Source organism: Methanohalophilus profundi, assembly GCF_004137855.1.
GTDB lineage: Archaea > Halobacteriota > Methanosarcinia > Methanosarcinales > Methanosarcinaceae > Methanohalophilus > Methanohalophilus profundi.
In genome coordinates this window covers 313,986-335,191 of record NZ_QBKB01000002.1, presented here as the reverse complement: position 1 = coordinate 335,191, position 21,206 = coordinate 313,986, and the positions used below count along the sequence as shown (strand labels likewise).

The 21,206-nt window shown below is 41.1% G+C and carries 16 protein-coding genes and 3 pseudogenes; 10 read left to right on the top strand and 9 right to left on the bottom strand.

Annotation, left to right across the window (positions count from 1 at the left end; all coding sequences use genetic code 11):
* Nucleotides 1–40 precede the first annotated feature (40 nt).
* From C9889_RS01695 to mtaA, 9 genes and pseudogenes are all read right to left on the bottom strand, one after another.
* Entirely contained in the window at nt 41–637 is a 597-nt protein-coding gene (locus tag C9889_RS01695; protein ID WP_129596703.1) for an acetate uptake transporter, read from the bottom strand.
* Nucleotides 638–860: 223 nt separating this feature from the next.
* On the bottom strand, nt 861–2,243 hold the full coding sequence (mtaB, locus tag C9889_RS01690; RefSeq protein ID WP_129596700.1) for a methanol--corrinoid protein co-methyltransferase MtaB: 1,383 nt from the start codon (nt 2,241–2,243) through the stop codon (nt 861–863).
* Between the two features lie 13 nt (nt 2,244–2,256).
* Complete coding sequence (mtaC, locus tag C9889_RS01685) at nt 2,257–3,027, bottom strand: methanol--corrinoid protein MtaC (RefSeq protein ID WP_129596698.1); 771 nt, start codon at nt 3,025–3,027, stop codon at nt 2,257–2,259.
* A 493-nt stretch (nt 3,028–3,520) separates the two neighbouring features.
* On the bottom strand, nt 3,521–4,906 hold the full coding sequence (mtaB, locus tag C9889_RS01680; RefSeq protein WP_129596696.1) for a methanol--corrinoid protein co-methyltransferase MtaB: 1,386 nt from the start codon (nt 4,904–4,906) through the stop codon (nt 3,521–3,523).
* A 13-nt stretch (nt 4,907–4,919) separates the two neighbouring features.
* Nucleotides 4,920–5,684 carry a methanol--corrinoid protein MtaC gene (mtaC, locus tag C9889_RS01675; protein WP_129596694.1) on the bottom strand — a complete coding sequence of 255 codons (765 nt, stop codon included), beginning with the start codon at nt 5,682–5,684 and terminating at the stop codon, nt 4,920–4,922.
* A 67-nt stretch (nt 5,685–5,751) separates the two neighbouring features.
* Nucleotides 5,752–8,883, bottom strand: coding sequence for a PAS domain S-box protein (locus tag C9889_RS01670; protein ID WP_129596692.1), 3,132 nt, complete (start codon nt 8,881–8,883; stop codon nt 5,752–5,754).
* A 193-nt stretch (nt 8,884–9,076) separates the two neighbouring features.
* Entirely contained in the window at nt 9,077–10,198 is a 1,122-nt protein-coding gene (locus C9889_RS01665) for a GTP-binding protein (RefSeq protein WP_129596690.1), read from the bottom strand.
* A 19-nt stretch (nt 10,199–10,217) separates the two neighbouring features.
* A pseudogene (locus C9889_RS01660) lies at nt 10,218–11,850 on the bottom strand (methylamine methyltransferase corrinoid protein reductive activase).
* Between the two features lie 53 nt (nt 11,851–11,903).
* A pseudogene (mtaA, locus tag C9889_RS01655) lies at nt 11,904–12,922 on the bottom strand (methylcobamide:CoM methyltransferase MtaA).
* A gap of 629 nt (nt 12,923–13,551) precedes the next feature.
* On the opposite strand from mtaA, the gene C9889_RS01650 reads away from it, so the two are divergent.
* From C9889_RS01650 to C9889_RS10990, 10 genes and pseudogenes are all read left to right on the top strand, one after another.
* A complete protein-coding gene (locus C9889_RS01650; protein WP_129596688.1) occupies nt 13,552–14,019 on the top strand; it encodes a hypothetical protein in 468 nt (155 codons plus the stop codon).
* Entirely contained in the window at nt 13,970–14,854 is an 885-nt protein-coding gene (locus tag C9889_RS01645; RefSeq protein ID WP_164999249.1) for a sulfatase-like hydrolase/transferase, read from the top strand. The genes C9889_RS01650 and C9889_RS01645 overlap by 50 nt, the downstream gene beginning before the upstream one ends.
* Before the next feature lie 83 nt (nt 14,855–14,937).
* A complete protein-coding gene (pheA, locus tag C9889_RS01640; RefSeq protein WP_129596684.1) occupies nt 14,938–15,774 on the top strand; it encodes a prephenate dehydratase in 837 nt (278 codons plus the stop codon).
* A gap of 6 nt (nt 15,775–15,780) precedes the next feature.
* On the top strand, nt 15,781–16,677 hold the full coding sequence (locus tag C9889_RS01635; protein WP_129596682.1) for a DUF7502 family protein: 897 nt from the start codon (nt 15,781–15,783) through the stop codon (nt 16,675–16,677).
* A gap of 18 nt (nt 16,678–16,695) precedes the next feature.
* Nucleotides 16,696–17,662: pseudogene (locus C9889_RS01630) on the top strand (AAA family ATPase).
* Between the two features lie 31 nt (nt 17,663–17,693).
* Complete coding sequence (locus C9889_RS01625) at nt 17,694–18,578, top strand: DUF58 domain-containing protein (RefSeq protein WP_129596680.1); 885 nt, start codon at nt 17,694–17,696, stop codon at nt 18,576–18,578.
* Nucleotides 18,578–18,733, top strand: a complete 156-nt coding sequence (locus C9889_RS10250) for a BatA domain-containing protein (protein WP_225419938.1) — start codon at nt 18,578–18,580, stop codon at nt 18,731–18,733. Before C9889_RS01625 ends, C9889_RS10250 begins: the two co-directional genes overlap by 1 nt.
* Before the next feature lie 41 nt (nt 18,734–18,774).
* The gene (locus C9889_RS10245) at nt 18,775–19,206 is read left to right on the top strand and encodes a VWA domain-containing protein (RefSeq protein WP_225419937.1); all 432 of its coding nucleotides are present in this window, start codon (nt 18,775–18,777) and stop codon (nt 19,204–19,206) included.
* 17 nt (nt 19,207–19,223) lie between these two features.
* Nucleotides 19,224–20,450 carry a DUF7408 domain-containing protein gene (locus tag C9889_RS01620; RefSeq protein WP_225419936.1) on the top strand — a complete coding sequence of 409 codons (1,227 nt, stop codon included), beginning with the start codon at nt 19,224–19,226 and terminating at the stop codon, nt 20,448–20,450.
* Nucleotides 20,450–21,205, top strand: coding sequence for a vWA domain-containing protein (locus C9889_RS10990; protein ID WP_318531476.1), 756 nt, complete (start codon nt 20,450–20,452; stop codon nt 21,203–21,205). Before C9889_RS01620 ends, C9889_RS10990 begins: the two co-directional genes overlap by 1 nt.
* The last annotated feature ends 1 nt before the right edge of the window (nt 21,206 follow it).

Below are 21,206 nucleotides of genomic sequence, written 5' to 3'. Positions count from 1 at the left end.
CTCCAGCATAAATAACATAAGTATATCCAAATATGTTGCTTTAAATACCTGGAGCCACAGGTTTCTCACAAATTTCATTCAGTACCATACCAAGAGCTGCATATAGTGAACCAAATCCAAGTAGGAGTCCATCGATACCTGCAATAACAAGTAAACCGGTCATTCCTGTAGCATTGATAATTGCAAGCAGGATGAACAGGATGAACAGGGTAAGGAACACAAATTGTATGGCTTTGCTGCCATTGCACATTTTCAAGGTACCTATAAGCATCACAAAGGTGTAAATACCCCATATGAAGAGATAGGCGGCCATTGATATTGGTTCAGCGGCAGCGGCCCATCCAAGAGACTGCAGAATAATCAGTCCTGCAAGTGAGAACCAGAAAAGCCCGAATGCATTAAAAGCAGTTCCGGCAAAGACATCTCCTTTCTTCCATGCCATTATCCCTGCAAACACCTGGGCAAATCCACCCAAAAATATTGCCATCGAGACTACCATTGAATCAAGTGGGAATAAACCTATATATGTCAGGCTGAGCAAAACTGCTGAAAGCCCAAGTCCAGTGAAACCAAGTGGTGCCGGGTTGGCCGTTTTATCAGCTACTTCGGCTTGCACCATTTCAATATTTCCTTCCATAAATATCACCTCTATCATTTGAATTAATACATCGATACAGACTAAAAGTTACAATAACTCACAAGTAATTTAAACTAAAAAATAGGAGTAAAGGGAGGTTGTAAGTATTGCATTGCTTTTATATCTCCTCCTTGTTTAGCTACGCCATATAGAAGATTACAAGGTGATTGGGGCTGTGAACTCTTTAAAGGAGCCCACAGCTAAACGTCTGTATGTTTGCCGTTCAGAGACCGTAGTTCTCCGGCCTGAATACCTTGACTTCTTCTTTGTATTGTTCAAGGGAATCACTCATGAACTTATCTGAATCATCAGTAAGTCCAGCCAGAGCCTCACTTGCATCAGCAAGTGCATTCTTTTCGAATCTGGTCATCTGTAGTTTGGGATCTGCATTTTCAAGCAGGTTCACACACTCTACAGCAGCGTTCTTTGCACGCAGATAGATGTCGTCTGAATCCTTGACAATTGCTTCACCGATCTTGTAGGCATTGTCATAGGCCAGGATGTATCCCTGTGGGTCCCTGTACTTGTCGGAGAGAACCATCATGTCCCTGAGGTTCTTGGATTGACCTGTCTGGAGGGCGGAATTCATCAGGGCACAGTCATATGCGAGGGATTCGCCCCAGCACTGCACAGTTGTACCGCCGAATTCACCGTGATATTCTATGGATTCATTGGACCAGAGATCACAGCACTGCATTACAAGATTACCCATTACATCGGAGTGAGCGCATGTGGAGGTTTTACCTTCCTGGGCAATAGGGACACCTGCAATGGACTTTACAATGGTGTTCTCATAAGCACAGTCTTTACCCGGACCAACTGCACCTGCTTCATAGGCGGCAAGGGTACGTGGTGCGGATATAGCCCTGGCAATTATTGCAAGGGTGTGGGCCAAGTTCTTGTCAAGAAGTCCACCTGCAATGAACATTGCAGTGTTTGCCTGTGCACAGTCAGTATCACCAGCAGATACAACATTGTTCTTCTTGGCGATTTTTGTAATGTCCTGCCAGATGTATTCCATATCCATGGTACCCAGGCAACCAATTGCAAAAAGCATACCCGGCACATCATTTCTTAGAATTGCACGGTCAAAGACTTCTTTACCACCCATAGTTTCGATGGATAAGAGATCTGCACCGTTTGATGCAACTTCTTCGAAGGATTCCATCAGGGTGTTGTATTTTTCTCCCCTCAACTGTAGATAATCGCGGTCTTCACGAATGTCACCAGGAGTGTGTCTCAGAGCGCATTTGATGCCATATTCATCATGGTAATCTTCCATAATGGCTTTCTGTGCATTTGCGACCTCTCCTCCCCAGGTTGGGTTATTGGTCATTTGCTGAACGTGCTCGGTCTCCAGTACGACTGATGGAAAACCAACCTGGACCATCCTTTCCATTGAGTCACGGGTAATACGCTCATATTCTTTGATGAGTTTTTCCTTGGTCTCACCGGCTTCTGGCCTTGGTGCATAGTTTATTTCAGGTGTGGTGTAACCGCCACCAATCTCTAAGTCCAGTCCTGCCTTTACAGGATTGGGAGAATTTCCAAAAATCATATCGTCTGCGCTGGCATATGCCATCTTGGTGTATCTGTTTACTGTCATTTTGCTCACCTCTTCAGTGTTGATGGAATTGTTCCTTGAGTTTGCCAAGATCTGCGCCTGCAAGAATTGCCTCTGCCATCTTTGGTGCATCGGCAGCCTCTTCTCCATATACTCCGAGCTCATAGGTAGATACGAAGTCCTGGTTCACAGCACCGCCACCACACTGGAATGGGACTTTTAGACCTGCTTCAAGAAGCCTGTCATTGACAGCTTTGAAAGCATACATTGTAGTGGTCATCAGAGCGGTTCCTGTCACCATTATTGGCTTTTCTTTCTTCACAGTTTCAATTACTTCGTCTACCGGTACATCACGTCCAAGATCCACTACATCGAAAGCATTTGCTCTCAGGAGGGCTGTGACAATGGATTTACCGATGTCATGTACGTCACCTTCTGCAACATGACATACGATCTTTCCTTTGGATACAGGTGCTTCCTTGGCCTGGGATTTACAGAAATCAATACCATCAAGCATTGCATCTGCAGACATCATTACATTTGGCAGGAAAATTATTCCTTCATCGTAGAGTTTTGTTACTACTCCCATTCCTACCATCAGGGCATCATCGATTAAGGCAATTGGATCCTTACCGGCATCAATTGCTTTCTGAAGGGCCTCTACTGTGTCATCTTCTTCGCCTTCATAGATTGATTCTGCAATCGGGCGAATCAGTTCGTCTTTTGGATAAAGTTCTGCTGCCGCGTCATCCGGCGTCATTGCTTTTTCCATTTTGACGTTATACCTTTCCAGAATTTCACTGGGGTCTAAGTCCAAACTGGTCATTCTACACTTCCTTCCATATTTGTTTTAAATATATCCAGGGTCAATGCCTGATGGCGATTGGCCCATCTCCAATCTATTGCGAGGTTTAATCAAACCTCATATTCAAGTGTGATATTATAATATATAAGTATTTCTATTGTTAAATGCTAATATATAAAACTTGCTTATTATTTTGCAAATGCATCCGTATATTTATACAGTATAAAAAGCGCTTATTGTTTGCTTTTTTGAGCATATATGCTTGATTTTAAAAAATAAGTATTATCAATTACAATAATACTTATATATAATAATAAAATAGGCGGGCTGAATAAATATTATAAATAGATAATTACAATCAAATGAATACTATAAACAATTATAATCATACGCACGTTGCAGCATAGCGTTTTCAAAAAAACATTCAAAACAATTAAATTATGATATAATGAATAGAAATAACTATATATATGAGGAATCGAAAAAGCAATATTAGTAGTTAAAATCACAGAAATTAAAGGCCATAATTTGATGGGTTAAAAGTATCCACTTCAGATGAATAGATATCCAGGCAATTATCAATAAAAGATTCCATATTTTCGTCTAATGATTTCAGGTCATTTTGGGCTTTCTTTATTGTAGCTTTTTCAAACTTGGATAACTCCAGAAATCCCGCGGAACCACTTTCTATTAATTCACAAGCTTTCATGCCTGCCTCTTTTGCCCTCAGGTACAAATCATCCGGATGAGCAGTTATTACTTCACCAATACGATACGCATTATCGTACGATAATATGAATGCCTGCGGATCCCTGTATCTGTCCGAAACCATTAACACATCACGCAGGGTTTTACCAACTCCGGCTTCCAATGCCGTATTCATCATGCTGCAATCGTAAGAAAGGTTTTCTCCCCAACACTGTACAGTGGTTCCTCCAAAATCTCCACGGTATTCCACAGATTCATTGGACCAGAGATCGCAACATTGCATGGCCATATTGCCCATCAGATCTGAGTGGGCACATGTAGAACCTTTGCCTTCCTGGGAAATAGGGTATCCTGTAATTGCCTTAATGATATTGTTCTCATAACCACAATCCTTACCCGGACCAATTGCACCTGCTTCATATGCAGCAAGGGATCTTGATGCAGAAATCGCTCTTACAACAGACGCTACACTATGGGATAACTTGAAGTCAAGCAGTCCCCCTGCAACAAACATTGCAGTGTTTGCCTGTGCACAGGCCGTATCGCCGGCTGCGACGACATTGTTCTTCTTGGCAATACTGCAGATGTCCTGCCATATATATTCAACATCAAGCGCGCCAAGTATACCAACTGAAAAGACAACTCCCCGCATGTCATTCCTCAGGATAGCATGATCAAATACTTCTTTACCTCCAAGGGATTCAATCGACAACATATCCGCTCCTGAAGAAGCGACTTGCTCAAACGATTCAAGAATCCGGGAATAAGCATCTCCTCGCAGATCAATGCTTTCCCTGTCTCCCCGGATATCACCCACTGTATGCCTCAGGGCACATTTGATACCATATTCATCATGGTACTTTTCCATGATTGCTTTTTGGGCAGTTGCGACCTCTCCACCCCAAGTTGGGTTATTGGTCATCTGCTGAACGTGCTCGGTTTCAAGTACGACTGATGGGAAACCAACCTGGACCATTCTTTCCATTATATCGCGGGTAATACGCTCGTATTCATTTACAAGCGTTGCCTTATTTTTAGCCGCATCAGGCCGAGGGGCATAATTGATTTCAGCAGTAGTATATCCAGCACCGATTTCCAGGCCAAGACCGGTTTTTACAGGATATTTTGAGTGGCCAAAAAGAAGGTCTTCAAAATTGTCATATTCCATTGAAGAATAACGTTTAACAGACATAATATGGATCTCCTTAGTGTTTATGGAAAGTATCCCTTAATTTCCTTATATCCAACCCCTGCAGGATGGAATCTGCAATTTTGGGTACGTCTGCAGCTTCCTCGCAATATACCCCCAGATCATAATCAGAAACAAAGTCTTGGGTTACAGCACCCCCGCCACAAACTACAGGTACATTTATATCACTTGCCAGCAGTCGCGAATTCACGTCTTTGAAAGCATGCATTGTAGTGGTCATCAGGGCGGTTCCTGAAAGCATGATAGGTTTTTCTTTTTTGACTGCGGCTACAACTTCTTCAACAGGCACATCTTTTCCAAGATCAATAACCTCATAACCATTGGCGCGTAAAAGAACAGTTACAATCTTTTTCCCGATGTCGTGAATATCACCCTCTACAACATAAGAAATGATCTTGCCCTTTGATTCATGAGTCTGTTTGGATTGTTCCTTGCAATATTCTATACCTTCAATCATTGCCTGGGCAGAGATAATAACATCCGGCAGGTACAGCAACCCGTAATCATAGAGAGTAGACACCACTTCCATTCCTGCCATCAGGGCATCGTTTATAAGTGAAAGGGGATCTACTCCTGAATCAATTGTATTTTGCAAAGCAGCGACAACTTCATCCTCATCACCTTCAAAAACAGCTTTGGCGACCTGAAGAATATGGGGGTCTGTGGGGTACAGTTGTTCTGCCACTTCTTCAGGAGTCATGTCGCTTTCAACCAATATGTTGTAGCGTATCAAGATGTTTTTAGGATTGATATCTATCATTTTTACCCCACTTTACTTGCATTCCTTGTTTAATATGCGTCTATATTAATAATTTATGAATTTATCATCATTCAACAATTCTATTGACAACTACGACTACATCACTACCGTTCCATTCCCCTTTTTGCATTGTAGTATCGACATTTATTAGATCACTATTTTTGTCCATCAAAGTGAACAAATGTTTCTGTTTGTTGCCATTAAGTGCTTCGTTAAAGGCATTTGCAGCATCAAGTACCTGAGTATGGGAATGAATTTTCATAAAATTCATACCTGTTATTTCCTGTTTGGAATATTTCAGGGCTTTTGCAACATTAAGATTGGAGTAAAGGATACAGCCTTCCGAATCCACTACAAAAATCAGCTCAGATATTGTGTCAAAAAGCACCTGTAAATCATACTGCCCTTTCTGGATACCTCCCTCTTTTTCAATCCTATCAAGCACAGAACCTATCTGGTTTGCCACAGTTTCAAGTGAGTTACGTATAGAATGTGGAATCTCATAATTTTTATGGGAGCCCAAAAACAGTACTGCAGATAAATTATCATTGGTTATTACAGGTATAATGGCTGCTGCCAGAAGGTTATCTTTGCCTTTATTGGATCTAGAGAAAGGATAGATTTCAGAATAGAGTTTGTATATGGGATATTGTACTGACAGGAACTTTCCTCTAAATGAATCCTTTTCAATTGTAGCATGTTTTTCAACAAAATCATCGGAAATATTACGATGAGCTACAATATTAAGGTCTTTACTGGATTTGTCAACAATATAGAGGACACCTGCATCCACACCTTCAATATGAAGGGCCAGCTCTAGTAACTGATCAAACATTTCTTGCATATTACCGGTGGGTGTCAGGAAATTCCCCACATCAATATCAATATCTAAAAAACGATTTACTCTTTTTCTTTCAGTAATATCAAGGATTATACCCTGGTAGTGGCTTATTTCATTCTTTTCATATTGGATGGAACCCCGTTCTTCAACCCAGCGCACGTCTCCCTTTTTTGTGATTATACGGTATTCAATATTGTAATCCGACAGTCCTTCATCTGAATACTTTGCAAGCTTCTGATGGACATACTCAAGATCAGAGGGATGTATAATGTCCCCATACTGTAATTTTCCGGAAGTAAATTCCTCGGCCCTGTAACCAAAATTTTCAATGTTTTCAGATACAAACTCCACCGGCCAATCTTCTTCCGGGGCCCAAAAGAAAACTATTGCAGGACTGGTACGAATTACAGATTGAAGTACTTTTAGTACTTTAAAAGTTTCAAGAAGTTCATTTTCTTTTTCTTTCTGTTGTGTAATGTCACTTATAAATGCCATTACTGCGGGTTTGCCTTCATGTTCGATTACAGATGTGCTTACGATTACAGGTATTTTCTTGCCGTTTTTTGTAACCAGTTCAATTTCATCCCTGGAATGAGACATCTCATTTTGCTGTATATACTGCTGGTTTTTTTTGGTCACCATACGGCGATATTCTTCAGCAACGTAATTCCTGAAATCTGTATTAAGTATTGAATCACAATCATTGCCCACAAATTCACAAAACATCGAATTTGCAAATTTAAGTTTACCATCCTGAATTACTACTATTGCATCATTGCCATTTTCCACAAGGGAAGAATATTTCATTTCAGAGTCACGTAACGATTTCTCGGCTATTTTCTGTTTGATTGTAGTCCATATATCCTGCACAAAAAGTTCTAATTGATTTATTTCCATTTCTTTGAAAGCTATATTCCTGCTAAAACCTGCAACAATTACAAGCTGGTTCTTTTCAAAAAGAGGTATTTCAATGGTTTTTCCCACATCCATAACATTGGACTTTCGATCTTTGAAATCAAGATTTTCAAATCTTCCAGATACAAATGATTCCAGATCTTCTGTATCAGGAGTATACAGTATTTTTTCAGGGTTGTTATCCTCTCCCATCTTGCAAAGATAGACGCAATCACTGCCTGTGAATTCAACTGTAAGTTCAAGAGCAAAACGAGCTATTTCATCGAAAGAAAATACTTTCATCTGGTTTAATTTTAAAAGGGCTTCGAGTCTGGATTTGTTCATTTGGAGAGTGGCTTCAGCACTTTTTTGCAGGGAAATATCTTCAAAGATACCTATTCCACCCTGTAAAACACCATCCAGTAGCAAGGAATTACATGTAATTTTTATCGATTTGGATGAAGATTGAGTATTAACTTCGTATTCTCCCCTGTAAGAAAGAGCATTTCCGGAAAGCACCTGTTTTATTTGGCCAAATACTTCTGTATCTGGAATATAATCAAAAATTTCAGGTTCTGCCTTTTCATCAATAAAAGATTTGAATATATAATTGAAAGCTTCATTGGAATTTCTTATTTTGCCTTTCCTGTCAAAATAAACGATTCCAATCGGTGTTTTTTCAAAAATTGACCTGTATTTCTTTTCAGCCTCTTTGAGATGTTCTTCTGCTTCCTTTTTAGCCGAAATATCCCGAAATACGACCATTACTGCAGGCCGATTGCCATACTCAACGAGTGATGAGGACAGTTCGAAAGGAGTAACTTTACCTGATGTTGAAAGTAATTCGATCTCATATGTCATTTCCCTGTATATTTTCTTTTCAATACGTTTGGTATATTTTTTGTACAACATTCGCCGATATTGAATCGGAAAATAATCCAAAAAATGTGTGCCTTTTATTTCATCCCATTTTTTACCAACTATTTTTCCAAATTTGCGGTTTGCAAACTGGATTTTCTCATCTTGAATTATGATTATTCCTTCAGAAATACCCGATGTGAAAATGGAGAGCAGGTCTTCAAATTTTTCAGTTTCATTTTCAGAAAAAGGATGTTTTTCAAGTGTGAGCATAAATGCAGGTGTATCAGGTAAATCAGGATTCAAGTAATGAGCTGTAAAATTGTAGGCTTCACCTGCACTATCTTCAATGGAATGAATCGTTGGTTTATTTTGTGAGGAGATACTTTTGAGGGATTGAACAATTTCTTTTTTGGTAAAGGGCCATATTTCAATATCAAAAACTGATTTTCCATAAGGGTTTTCAGGAATTTCTAAAAGATTGCTGATTTTGGAATTTAGATATAGTATATTATATTTACTATCAAGTAAAAGAATACCAGTGTCCAGAAAGTCTAATGCGGGCTCAAGATTAAGTTGCCCTTCTTTTAAAGTCGATTTTTCCATAATGTTCCTGCCAATATATTGACAATTAATATTATACAATGCAAATCAATATTATGTTTATAAGAGGATTGCGTAACTATTATATATATCCTTTTTCAATGGTAACATGCTCACACCGAAAACTCGCTTCCTTCACTCCAATCGATGATTCGTGTTCATAAGGTGTGAGCATATCCTTTAGCAACAATTACACTTACACACCTTCTGGGTGATTGTGATTGTCGTGGTTGTGACTTTCATGGTTGTGCTTATGGACAGCAGTTTTTACTATTTTTATACCATGATTTGTGAAAATTTCCTTGACAAAGAAATCCACAAGTTCCATTAATTCCGATCGGGAAACATTTGAAATTGCAGAGAGAATCTTGATAGAAGGGTTGGAAGAATATGATTCTATAGTTTCAATTTGAGGTTTTTCCTCGGCTCCTGTGACACTGGAACGTACATTTACGGTACCGGCTTGCAAAATCACTTTCATGTGACCGACAAATTCCGGATTCATCACGATTATCTCTTTTTTTAGACCTTCCATCAGGTTTGAGACTATTGATTGGGCTTTTTCAGACTCAAGATAATCATGATTTAGACTGTATTCAGATGCATAAGTAGCCATTTTTGAATACTCTATCGAATTTTCTCCACTAGCGGCAACAATTTCTTCTGCATCGGGACCTTTATCAATACTTCCTTTTCTTCTATCTACTTCAAGGGATGTTTCATCACTTAATAGTGTACTAATGAATTCTGCAAACTCTTCATCCCTGCTTTTCGCGGAAAAACGAACCGTATGCGCCTGCGGATTCATCTGCTGGACTGAAGATTCAACTATCGGTATATATAAATCCTCTATTAAATCCACTTTGTTGATGGCCAGGATTTCAGCATCAATGATCTGTCTTTTGGAAAACTGTTTCGTTTCTTTCATTATTTGCTTGAAACGACTGCCGTCAATTACTGTTACAAGAGGTGCAAATTCGACATCTTTCAAATTCATCAGCATGATATCTTCTTTTATTACAGCAGGAAATGCAATACCAGTGGGTTCAACAAGTAGTATATCCGGTTTCATTTTCCTATAAATTTCATCTACGGTATACCTCATATCTCTCTTGAGAGTACAACACACACAACCATTTGTGAGCTCGATGGAATCAAAACCATAACTGGATATGATATCAGCATCAACCCCGACCTCGCCTATTTCATTTACTATTATAGCAGCTTTCTGGCCCCTTTCTCCAAGATATTTCCCAATACGGAGGATTGTAGTGGTTTTCCCACTTCCTAAAAATCCTCCTACAACGAGTACTTTCATTCGTTAAACCTTCCATCGATTATTGTTCCATTGATGGTTCCTGCATCATAACATCCAGATTTTCCCATTTAAACAGATCATGAGGACAGGCATGTATGCATTTCTGACAATGAGCACCATCGCATAGATCAGTACGTATCATTACTCTGTTATCTTCCATAGAAAGGGCATCATTAGGACAGACCTTGACACACTTATGACAGGTTTCACATCCTTCAATGACCATCGTAAGATATGTTCCAACCTTGTCAAGAACGTGAAGACCTTCTTCTCCCAGTACAGGAATATCTTTCACTACACGCTTTTCAACATCAGGAACTGATTTTACGACATCTATTGTAGGTAATTTCTTTTTCTTCAGGTATTTTTTAAGCACTTTGAAAGGCATGCCTTCTCCCCAATAAGAAAGTTCGAGAATGTAGGCTTCCTTAAATGCATCATCCATAGCAAACATGACATGTGTTCCAACGATTTCTTCTGCAATTTCCTGCAATTCCCATAACCTGTCCTCTGAGAGCAAAATTTCTTTGGCAACTATCAGGGAGGTGTTCCCAATCTGGCTGATTTGACCTACATCATAAGGGATCATGCCAATATTATGCGCCTTAATAGTGTCCATATAGGTTCCTGCAGCACCTGACATATACGCAGTTTGTATGTCCTCCATCCCTATTCCGGCAGCATTACAAAGAGTTATGTGGCCTGCCCTTATGGCCCCAATAGCCCTGCCAGCTTCTACAAGATCATGTTCGTTAAATTTTATTCCATCCTGCAATTGGATGACGTTGTTTTTCAGGTTGATTTTTGGGAGTACTACAAGACCATTTTTAATAGATTCATCAATTAAAGAGATTACACCTGTTCCTGTAATACCATGTGCTTCTATATCTCCCTTATCTATTACCGTGCCATCATCTGGTTTTACGAGGTCACCCTGTACAGCATCCATTTCATCATTAAGGACATAGTTACGTAGTGCTTTATCCTCAAGGGACACATCAGATATCGCATGAGGTCTGGCAATCGTACCATCTGCAATTTCCTGTCCTTCCAGGGCCGGTCCAGCTGCAGCTGAGCCTGTATATATTACATTTCCTACTTTCAAAGCCATCTCGGCATTTGTTCCGTAATCCGTTGCAATTGAAATGTCTGCATTGTCCAGCATACCGGATTTAACAATAAGTGCAAGAGCATCAGCTCCCACTTCATGTTTGATTGCAGGAGGAATAACGACACTGCAATTATCAAGATCTTCAAGACCCGGGATAAAGATACTTTTTACAACAGCAGATTTGCGTTCCTGTTCTTTTATGTTATATTTTGCTTTTTTTTCTCTGCCCCGCATATGCAAGATCATCAATGGGTATTCCCTGAAACAGGGATAACTGGATGGGATTTCCGCAAATCGCGATTTTATCAGGAGATGAATGAATCCCAAGTTCCTCAAGAATATTACGGAAAGCACCTATTACTAGTTCATGGGCAAGATCCTGTCCATAATTCATGGCAAAATCCAAATGGTCCATGACATTGGCTCCCGGAAGAGGATTGTTCATGGTAATTACCGTTTTATGGATATCGCCACTTTCAATATCTATTTTCTGAGCCCTGAAACCACTGGTTCCAAGATCAATAGCAACTCCTACTTTCATATAACCACCTTTTTTGATAAAGAGAGGGATGCGATCAGGCATCCCTTATACAATCAGGAAAAGTATTCATCTCTTGCTTCAACCAGTGCCTTTACGTTCTCAAGAGGAGAATTTGGAGCAATACCACAGCCAGGGGCAACTACCGAAATTCCGTCATCCAGAGCTTTTTTCGCATCCTCTTTTACTTTGTCAGGAGTGCCACTGAGTATTGTGAAAGGACTGGAAACGTTACCAACAAGTGTAGCACGTCCTTCAAGTGTTTTCTTGGCTTCCTTTACATCCTTCACCTTTTCTTCGATACTCAAGCCTTCAAATTTACAATCTCCCATCATATCCAGAATTGGTGTTACATTTCCACATATATGTAGTACTTTTACACAATCAACAGCTTCTGCAAATTTTGCAAGACAGGGTTTAAGGGTATCATTGAATGTGGCCGGACTCATAAGGTCAGGAGAAGCCACCGGGTCTGGCACACATATCATATCTACTCCACTATCCAGAAGTATATTGGCATATTCGATACATGCATCAGTGGCAAAATCAAGGATGGCCTTGAAGTCATCAGGCTTCTTGATAGACCATTTCATGAATTTCTTGACACTGGCAAGATCGGAGGCCAAAGTAACTGGTCCTTCCATTCCGGCTATAATCGGCACATCTTCGCCTACACTATCCCTTACGATATCTGTAGCTTCAACTACTGCCGGAATCCTTCCCAGTCCCGTCAGGTTATCAGGCATTTTGAGATCGTCAATTCCTTTTTTATAAGGATGTTCTGTTATTGATGGTTGCCTGTTTTGAGTACCCATGTTCACTTCACAACCCAGGCCTCGGCCAGGACCGTTAGGCAAAATGGATATCTTACAGCTTCCAAACCGGCTTCAGTGTGAGATGCCAATGCCAGTTTTGCCATTTTGGAAGCATCTGAATGAGCCTCGGGCCAGGATGCACCGGTCATTTCCATGAGCTCTACTGTTGCAGTCTGTGTAACAGAGGCAACCGGGGCTTTGTCTACAGACTCGCCCTTTAAAGCATTCGTTAATCTGGTTTTTTGAGTCAGTTCTGACATACTTTCAACACTCCAATCTATGAGTATGTGCCTTATCTAAAGCACATTATGATCAATTAAATTTGCAATTTCATTATATATAAATGTTTTTATTGCTTATATGTGATATATATAGATTTTGTAAATGCCAATTCGAAAATAAAGAGTTAATTGAATTAAATAAAATGGTCCTTGTTATTGATTTATATATAATATTGTCTGCATATTAGGTACTAATAGATAAAATGTGTTAGAAATACTTATATAACATAATTAAATGCAATATATCATAAACTTATATATAAAAATAATTGTAATTTTAAATCTATACCATACAATTAATAAATATAAAATGCTTATTGGTACCGATTATTTTTCAAACAAAACATCAAAGTTCAATCTGCTTCAAGAAAGAGGAATATATTTATATATCAGTAAACTCAAAAGCAACAATCAACATAAAAATAAAGCACCATAGCATAAAATACTAATATGAAACAATATTTTTATTCTTGATGATATATTCCAGAAGGCAAATTTGGCAGATTGGGAAAATACTTCTCCTCCTATTATTTTTATGCATCACAATAAATCCGGCCGGATGTGCAACATTTATTGAAGCAGGAGATACAAATAATCCTGATGGTGTAGTGGTACTGATAGTTGATGGTCTTGGCAACGGATACATAAATCCTGAGCTGGATGTAAAAGCAATCGATGGTTCCATTCTCAAAAAACCCGGGCTGTCAAATCTTCCAAAAATATATAATCAGGCTGTGATTTTCGATTCTGTTTTTGTCCCTGAACTTAAAAGTAATAGCGGACACAATGTTATCATGACAGGTAACAGGGATGCAGATGACACAATGGTAGGTTATGATAATGCCAGTATTTATGATGTTGTCAGGAAACATGGATACCTGACAGTTGGGGTACTGGAGAGAGGGGACTCCGAAGAAGTAGTTGCAGAAAATGACCTTGTTCTCCATGACACAACCAATTCCATAAATGAACCTGTAATGCAGGTTTCGGTATCCGGAAATAAGGATATAGATGCCCTGTCACTTCTTGAAAAAAAAGTTCAAGACACATGCATCCCGGGCACTATCCAGAGTTGAGAGTACGCCTTCCGGCACAATCCAGAGATATTATGCTTACAATAAATTGGCCCTCGATGCTGCGATGGATTCTATCAATATCCTTGAAAAGGAAGGCAGGGATAGGAAATACTTTATAACCGTCAATATTGCCGCGCTTGACACAGCAGGACTCTACAGGGGATATGAAGGTTATAGTCAGTGTATTGAAAACCTTGATTCCATGATCGTGCCCCTTTATGAAACATGCCAGGAAAACAATCTGGCACTGGTTATCACGTCCGACCATGGGATGGCATTTCCTGATGCTGAATCAAGAGGTGGGGCAAAATCAGACAAATATGCCTCTGCAAATGAGGTTCGCAATGTGCCATTGATAATTTTGTCCCCCAACATTAAACAACAACGAATTAGGGAAACTATTGGCCAGGAAGATGTAGCACCAATTCTGTTAAGTACGCTTGGCATTGCGGATAGGCCTGCTTTTTGTGAGGGAAAGGAAAAGAACCTGAAAGAATATGCAGTGCTAAAAGTCGTATCACCGGGCATTACCAGCATGAAACTTAGCAGTAGTGGTGAAGAAGTTTGTTCTGGAAGCAATGATTCCGTGTACTACATAACCGGTCTGGAAAAGAATAAACAATACACCCTGGAAACAGTAATTGATAGCAGTGGTGAGACGTACAAGGATACACTATATATCGAGAACGATAGGGTAATTGAAATAAAGGAAAAAGATGAAAATCAGGACTCTACCGCTTCCACGGAAAACAACATGCACCTTGTGGGAGGGATTTTGATAGGAGTTATCAATCTCACAGGCCTGACAATGATTTTCAGGATAATGCGCAATTGATAGTTTTTAAGGAATTTAGAGACATCTATCTATATGCTATTTTATCACAAATTATTTTAAATATCAGTCATCTATAAAAGTCAATGAAAATCGGCATTTTGGGGCCTGAAAGTTCATATTCTGAAAAAGCTGCAAATATATGGAAAGCCCAGCTTGGAACTAATCCGGATATTTCATATCTGAAGGACATTTCAGAAGTGTTTGAAGTTCTTCAGGATAATTCCATAGACTATGGTGTTGTCCCAATAGAAAATTCTATAGAGGGTTCTGTCGGTGTTACCCTTGATCTGCTTCTGGAGCATGAATTTTCAATTATCGGGGAAGTTGTAGTTCATATCCATCACTGCCTGCTTTCAAGGGGGAAGAAAGAGGATATAAGAATAATTCTGTCCCATCCTCAGGCACTGGCACAATGTCGCCATTTCATCCGGAAGAACTACACGGATGTGGAGATCAGGACTACAGGAAGTACTTCACATGCTGCTAAACTTGCAACGGAGTTTCCGGAAATGGCTGCTATTGCTTCCAGAAAGGCGTCTGAGAGTTTCGGACTTGACATTCTTGCAGAAGATATACAGGATTGGAAACCTGATCTCACCCGGTTTGTAGTAATTGCCAGAAAGCAAGACAAGGGAATACAAACCTGTATACATGACTGTAAAACTTCAATTATTGTCTATCTTGACAGGGACCACCCGGGTGCTCTCTATGAGATGCTGGGGGAATTTGCTACAAGAGGGATCAACCTGACAAGGATTGAATCACGCCCTTCCAAAATGTCCCTGGGAGATTATGTGTTCTACATCGATATGAATGGAAGTATAAAAGATCCCGATGTAAAAGAAGCACTTGATAACTTGAATCAAAACGTTTATATGTTAAAGAACCTGGGTTCCTACCAGAGTTACATGGAAGAGTGAAATTCAATGACCGGGGCAGAGGATCTTGAACAATTCATTCATCGGCAGGAAAATGCTGTTCGCAAATACCAGCGGTTGTTTAAACTGGCAGAATTTGTCATCCTGACCCTTGCCATTTATACTGTTCTGCTTTTGGTAAATATGGAAAACGCCTTTGGACTGGTAAGAGCACTGGAATTATATGCCGATAAAAGTTATGTTGTTGCTTCCTTAACAATTTCGTTTTCAACTATTGCACTTCTTCTTATCTCAATTGGAATTTCCCTAATAATAACTTTGCTGCTCTATAAAAGAGAAAAGAACACTTCAGTTATCTTACTGGCAGAAGAGAAATATCCGGTCCTGAAAGAAAGGCTCAGGACAGCCTACGATAACCGCAATCTGAACAATGTTATAATCAATGATTTGATTTATTCAGTGCTGGAAGGTACAAAGGAAATTCATTCATCTGCTTTTCTTGACAGGAAAAAACTCAAGGTCATATTTATCCTTTTGATTTTCACTACCTCGGCCCTTGGCATAGTTATATATTCGGATTTTCGCACAGACATAACTCCCGAAGGAATGAAAGAAGTAATCGACAATATACCGGGGATTCCCGATAATGGTGATCCGCCTGAAGATTATTTCCCCTCTGATGGAGACGGGAATGAGGCAGGAAAGGAAAATATTACAGGTGAACCTGTGGTAGTCGTGGTGGATGGTGAAGAAGTGGACCTGAGTATACCGCCGGGATCAGAATCCGGCTTTACACCTACCGGGCAGGAAGATGAAAATCAGCCGGAATTCGAACCCTCTTCTTCATACGAAGTCGGACAGATGACTGCTCCGGCTTATCGTGAAGATTTGCCGGAAGGGTATGAGCCAATCATAAAATCATATTTTGAAGAATTAACCAGATAATGTAGCAGGAGTAATTATATGGACAAAAGTTCTCAATCAGGTGAAGCGGATATCTACCGTAATACCAGTGATATTTTTACCAATCTTTTCAATGAGATTTCAAAGGTAATTGTGGGACAGAAAGAAACAGTGGAACAGATTATTGTGTCTATCCTGTGTAATGGGCATACACTTGTGGAAAGTAATCCAGGCCTGGGAAAAACCCTTACAATATCCACAATTGCAAAGGTTATGGACCTGACATTCAGTAGAATCCAGTGTACTCCGGACCTGATGCCTGCAGATATTACAGGCACTCACTTTATAGAGGAAAGCGGCGGGCATAAGGAATTTAAATTCGAAGCAGGACCTGTTTTGCCAATATCGTGCTTGCAGACGAAGTAAACAGGGCATCCCCTAAAACCCAGTCAGCCCTGCTTGAAGCAATGCAGGAAAAACAGGTGACTGTAGGAAATGATACATTTATCCTGGACAAACCCTTCCTCCTTCTGGCAACCCAGAATCCTATAGAGATGGAAGGTACATTCCCTCTACCGGAGGCCCAGCTGGACAGGTTCTTGCTCAAGATACTGCTGGATTACCCCTCTTTTGATGAGGAAAAGGAAATCGTACGTCGTTACACCATGGTGGATATGCCTGAAGTAAACAGGGTTCTCAAGAAAAGTTCGGTGCTGGAACTGCAACGCCTTACCCGGGAAGTACCGATTGCCGAGGACATAAAGGCCTATGCCATCAAAGTCGTTATGACAACACGTAACTGGAAAGAACACCTGGAATATGGCGCTCTCCCCGTGCCTCTATAGGATTGATACTTGCAGCCAAGGCCCGTGCACTTATCCACGAACGCAATTATGTAAGTAAGGAAGATGTGGATACAATGGCTTATCCAATACTCAGGCATCGTATAATGCTGACATTCGAATCCGAGCGCAGGGGAATTACTCCGGACAAGGTTATTGGCGAGATAATCAAAAGAACTGAATGAACTTTCCCACAAATAATAAAGGGCTCCTTCAATGACTGAAAAAAGACATAGCATTGATGTTAGTTTCCTGAAGGAACTTGACAGGTTTTCCTTTATGGTACGCAAGCGAGTATCCAGCGTGTACGCCGGTAGCCGTCGCTCAATCCACAGTGGGAAGGGACTGGATACCCGGGGATACAGGGAGTATCACTGGGGAGATGAACCAAGGACTATTGACTGGAATGCCTATGCACGTACCGAAAAACTCTATGTAAGGGAATTTGAGGAAAGTAAATCCCTGACAAACCATATCCTGCTGGATGCAAGTAACAGCATGGAATATTCATCAGACGGGCCTACCAAATTCGAATATGGTGCGATGCTTGCTATCGGGTTTGCCTACCTTGTAACAAAAGATAATGACAAATTCACAATATCCACCTTTGCCACCGACGTAAGTTTCAGCCAGCCAAAACGCGGCAGGAAATACCTGCTCAGGGCTATCGACAGGCTGGCAGAGGCAGAAACCGGGGGCAAGACCTCCATAGAGGAATGCGTGAAACAGTATGAAAAAGCGATACGTTCCCGATCCCTTGTAATAATAATTTCTGACTTCCTTGACGATCCAAAATCCATTGAATCCGCTATATACAGGCTTTCAGTCCATGAACTTATTGTAATACAGGTAATGGATAAAACTGAAAAGTATCTGCAAATCGACGGTCTGGCAAAATTGACTGATATGGAAAGTGGTGACGAGTTGCAAACCTATGTCAGCAAGAATTTCCAGAAGAGTTATCAGGAATTGCTCAATGACCACGTTTACAGGATACAGGAAGCCTGTGACCATGCAGGGGCGGATTTTTACCAGTTTTCAACCGATACTCCTGTCTTTGATGCTTTCCTTGAAACACTGAGCAGCAGGAGGCGATGGTAATGCCCTTTGATAATACAATGGCTCTTGCCGCTCTTGCCAGTGTGATCCCTTTAATAATAATTTATCTTCTCAGGCCTAAACCCGTCCAGCTAAGTATACCTTCCCTGATGTTTTTAATGCAGGTGGAAAAGCAGAAAAAACGTTTTCATCGCTAAGGAAACTACTCAAAGATCCGCTATTTCTTATCCAGCTGCTTGTGCTCATACTGCTTTCCACTGCTGCAGCAGCACCATTTTACACCTCACAGGAAGACCTGAGCGATGAACATACTGTAATTATCATTGATGCTTCCGCAAGTATGCAGTCAGGCAATCGGTTTGACGATGCAACACGCCTGGCTGAAGGGTATCTCAGCAAGAAGAACAGTGTAATACTGGCCAAAAGCAGTCCGGAAATTGTTGTTGAGAACACAGGTTCATCGCAAGCATCCGATGCGCTTGAAAATGTAGAGCCTAGCGACACGATAGCTGACCTTTCAGGGGCAATGTCTGAAGGTATGAGACTGCTTTCGCAGAGAGGCGGTACAATGGTGGTGGTATCCGATTTTGCAGCTGGGAAGGAGAAGATCCGGTATCTACAAAACAACTTGCCCAGTCCTATGGAATTGACACTGCTTTTGTTGATGTAAGCTCAGCAGTGGGCAATGTGGGAATCATAGACGGCTGGATAGACACCGAAGACGGTAATTACGTGTATACCTGTGTTGTCAAGAATTACAATGATTTTACCGAAAGGGTTGACATAGAAATTGAAAACCGGGCCGGTTCAGTAAAGCGCTCTCTTAATGTGGGACCCTCGGATACGGCCCAGTTTCGTGTGAATCCCCTATCTTCGGGGGTTACATCAATATCAATCGCAGATGAGGATAGTTTGCCTGCGGACAATAATGCATATGTTGTAATTCCAACCCAATCGGATACTCAGGCCCTTTTTGTTTCGGATGAAGGGAAGTTACCCTCAAAGATTGCTCTTTCGACACTGGCGTCTGTGGATATTTCTACGGCTGAGGGAATTCCTTCTTCCACCGATGATTACCGGATAATGGTCATCGGTCTGAAAAACCGCTCCCTTACATCCAGTGAGGTAGAAAGGCTTGACAGTTTCCTGAACAATGGAGGCAGGGTTGTGGTTGTAGCCAGCCAGATGCTTGCAGGCGGCAATTCCACAGACCAGTTCCAGGGCATGCTTCCGGTTATACCCGGTGATGTGGCTGAAGTTCAGAATGTCCTGGGTATCGATCTGGAAGTTGTCCAGTCCTCAAGCCTGACAGATGATGTGAAATTTGATGAGATTGCCATGTACAGGTATCTCAATGCCACGCCGCGCAATGATGCAACTGTACTGGTTGCAACTGAACAGGGAGATCCTTTACTTGCCCACTGGTCTGTGGGAGACGGGACACTGGTGTATTTCGGCTTCAATGATGAATTGGGTGAGCCCTGGAACAATTTCCACAACCTGCCCGAATACCCGGTACTCTGGGCAAAACTTACAGCCTGGCTCGGTGGCAGCGGGGATATAAGCGACTATAACCATGAGACCGGGGATATCACCTCTCTTGCCCGGGAAATGACAGTACAGACACCCACCGGTACAATAACCACCCAGAAGGTGTTGTTCGAACAGGTCGGGACATATACGATCGGAGGACGCACCGTAGCGGTCAACCTGTACAGTGACCGTGAATCGGATACTACCAGGCAAGGATTGGAGGTAATGGAACGTGTTTCAGACCAGAACAGGGACAGCCCTGATATTGTCCGTCAGGATAGTTATGAGGCAAAGAACTATCTGGACAATTACCTGATTATACTGGCTATACTACTGGCAATACTTGAAATCCTGATTATACGCAACCGGGGTGAACTGTGATGCTTTCCTTTGAACAACCCATTATACTTGCATTTATACTACCCGTGCTGGCAGGTACTCTATACCTTATGCTTAAGGGTGGTAACAAAAAACTGCTCATATCCAGGGCAATTGTCCTGTCCCTGTTGATAGTGGCCCTTGCTTCCCCTTTTACCCTGGTAAGCCAGGTAACAGAGCAGGAAAACCCGCAGCTTGTAATAATCTCTGACGAAACGGAAAGTATGCAGCTCTTCGAAGAAGGTGTGGCCGACGAACTCTATGAAAGCCTTACCACCAAAACCCCCACCAGTCTTGTCAGGCTGACAGGCGATAAGACCGCTCTTGGAGACGCTGTGGTGCAGTATGCCAGCAGTGATAACCAAATCGTGCTGGTGACGGATGGGAACAATAACTACGGTAAGGACCTTGAAGAAGGGCTGGATTTTGCACAAAATATAGGGTCCACTGTATATGCAGTTACACCGGAAATTGAATCAAACGATCTCAGTATTCAGGTAAAGGGTGACAAGACCGCAGTAAAAGGGAATGAATACCGGTTTGAAATAATTGTTTCACAGGCTGAAGAAGTACCTGTGGAATATACATTCAACGCCTACGCAGATGATGAATTGATACGCAGTGGCACCTTCACACAGAGCAGCAGACAACGCAGCTATCAAATCCCTTATAGATTCAATGAGCTCGGTGCACATGAGATCAAAATTGAGCTGAGCACACAGCAGATGAGGCCGATAATATCAATAATGATTTCCTAAA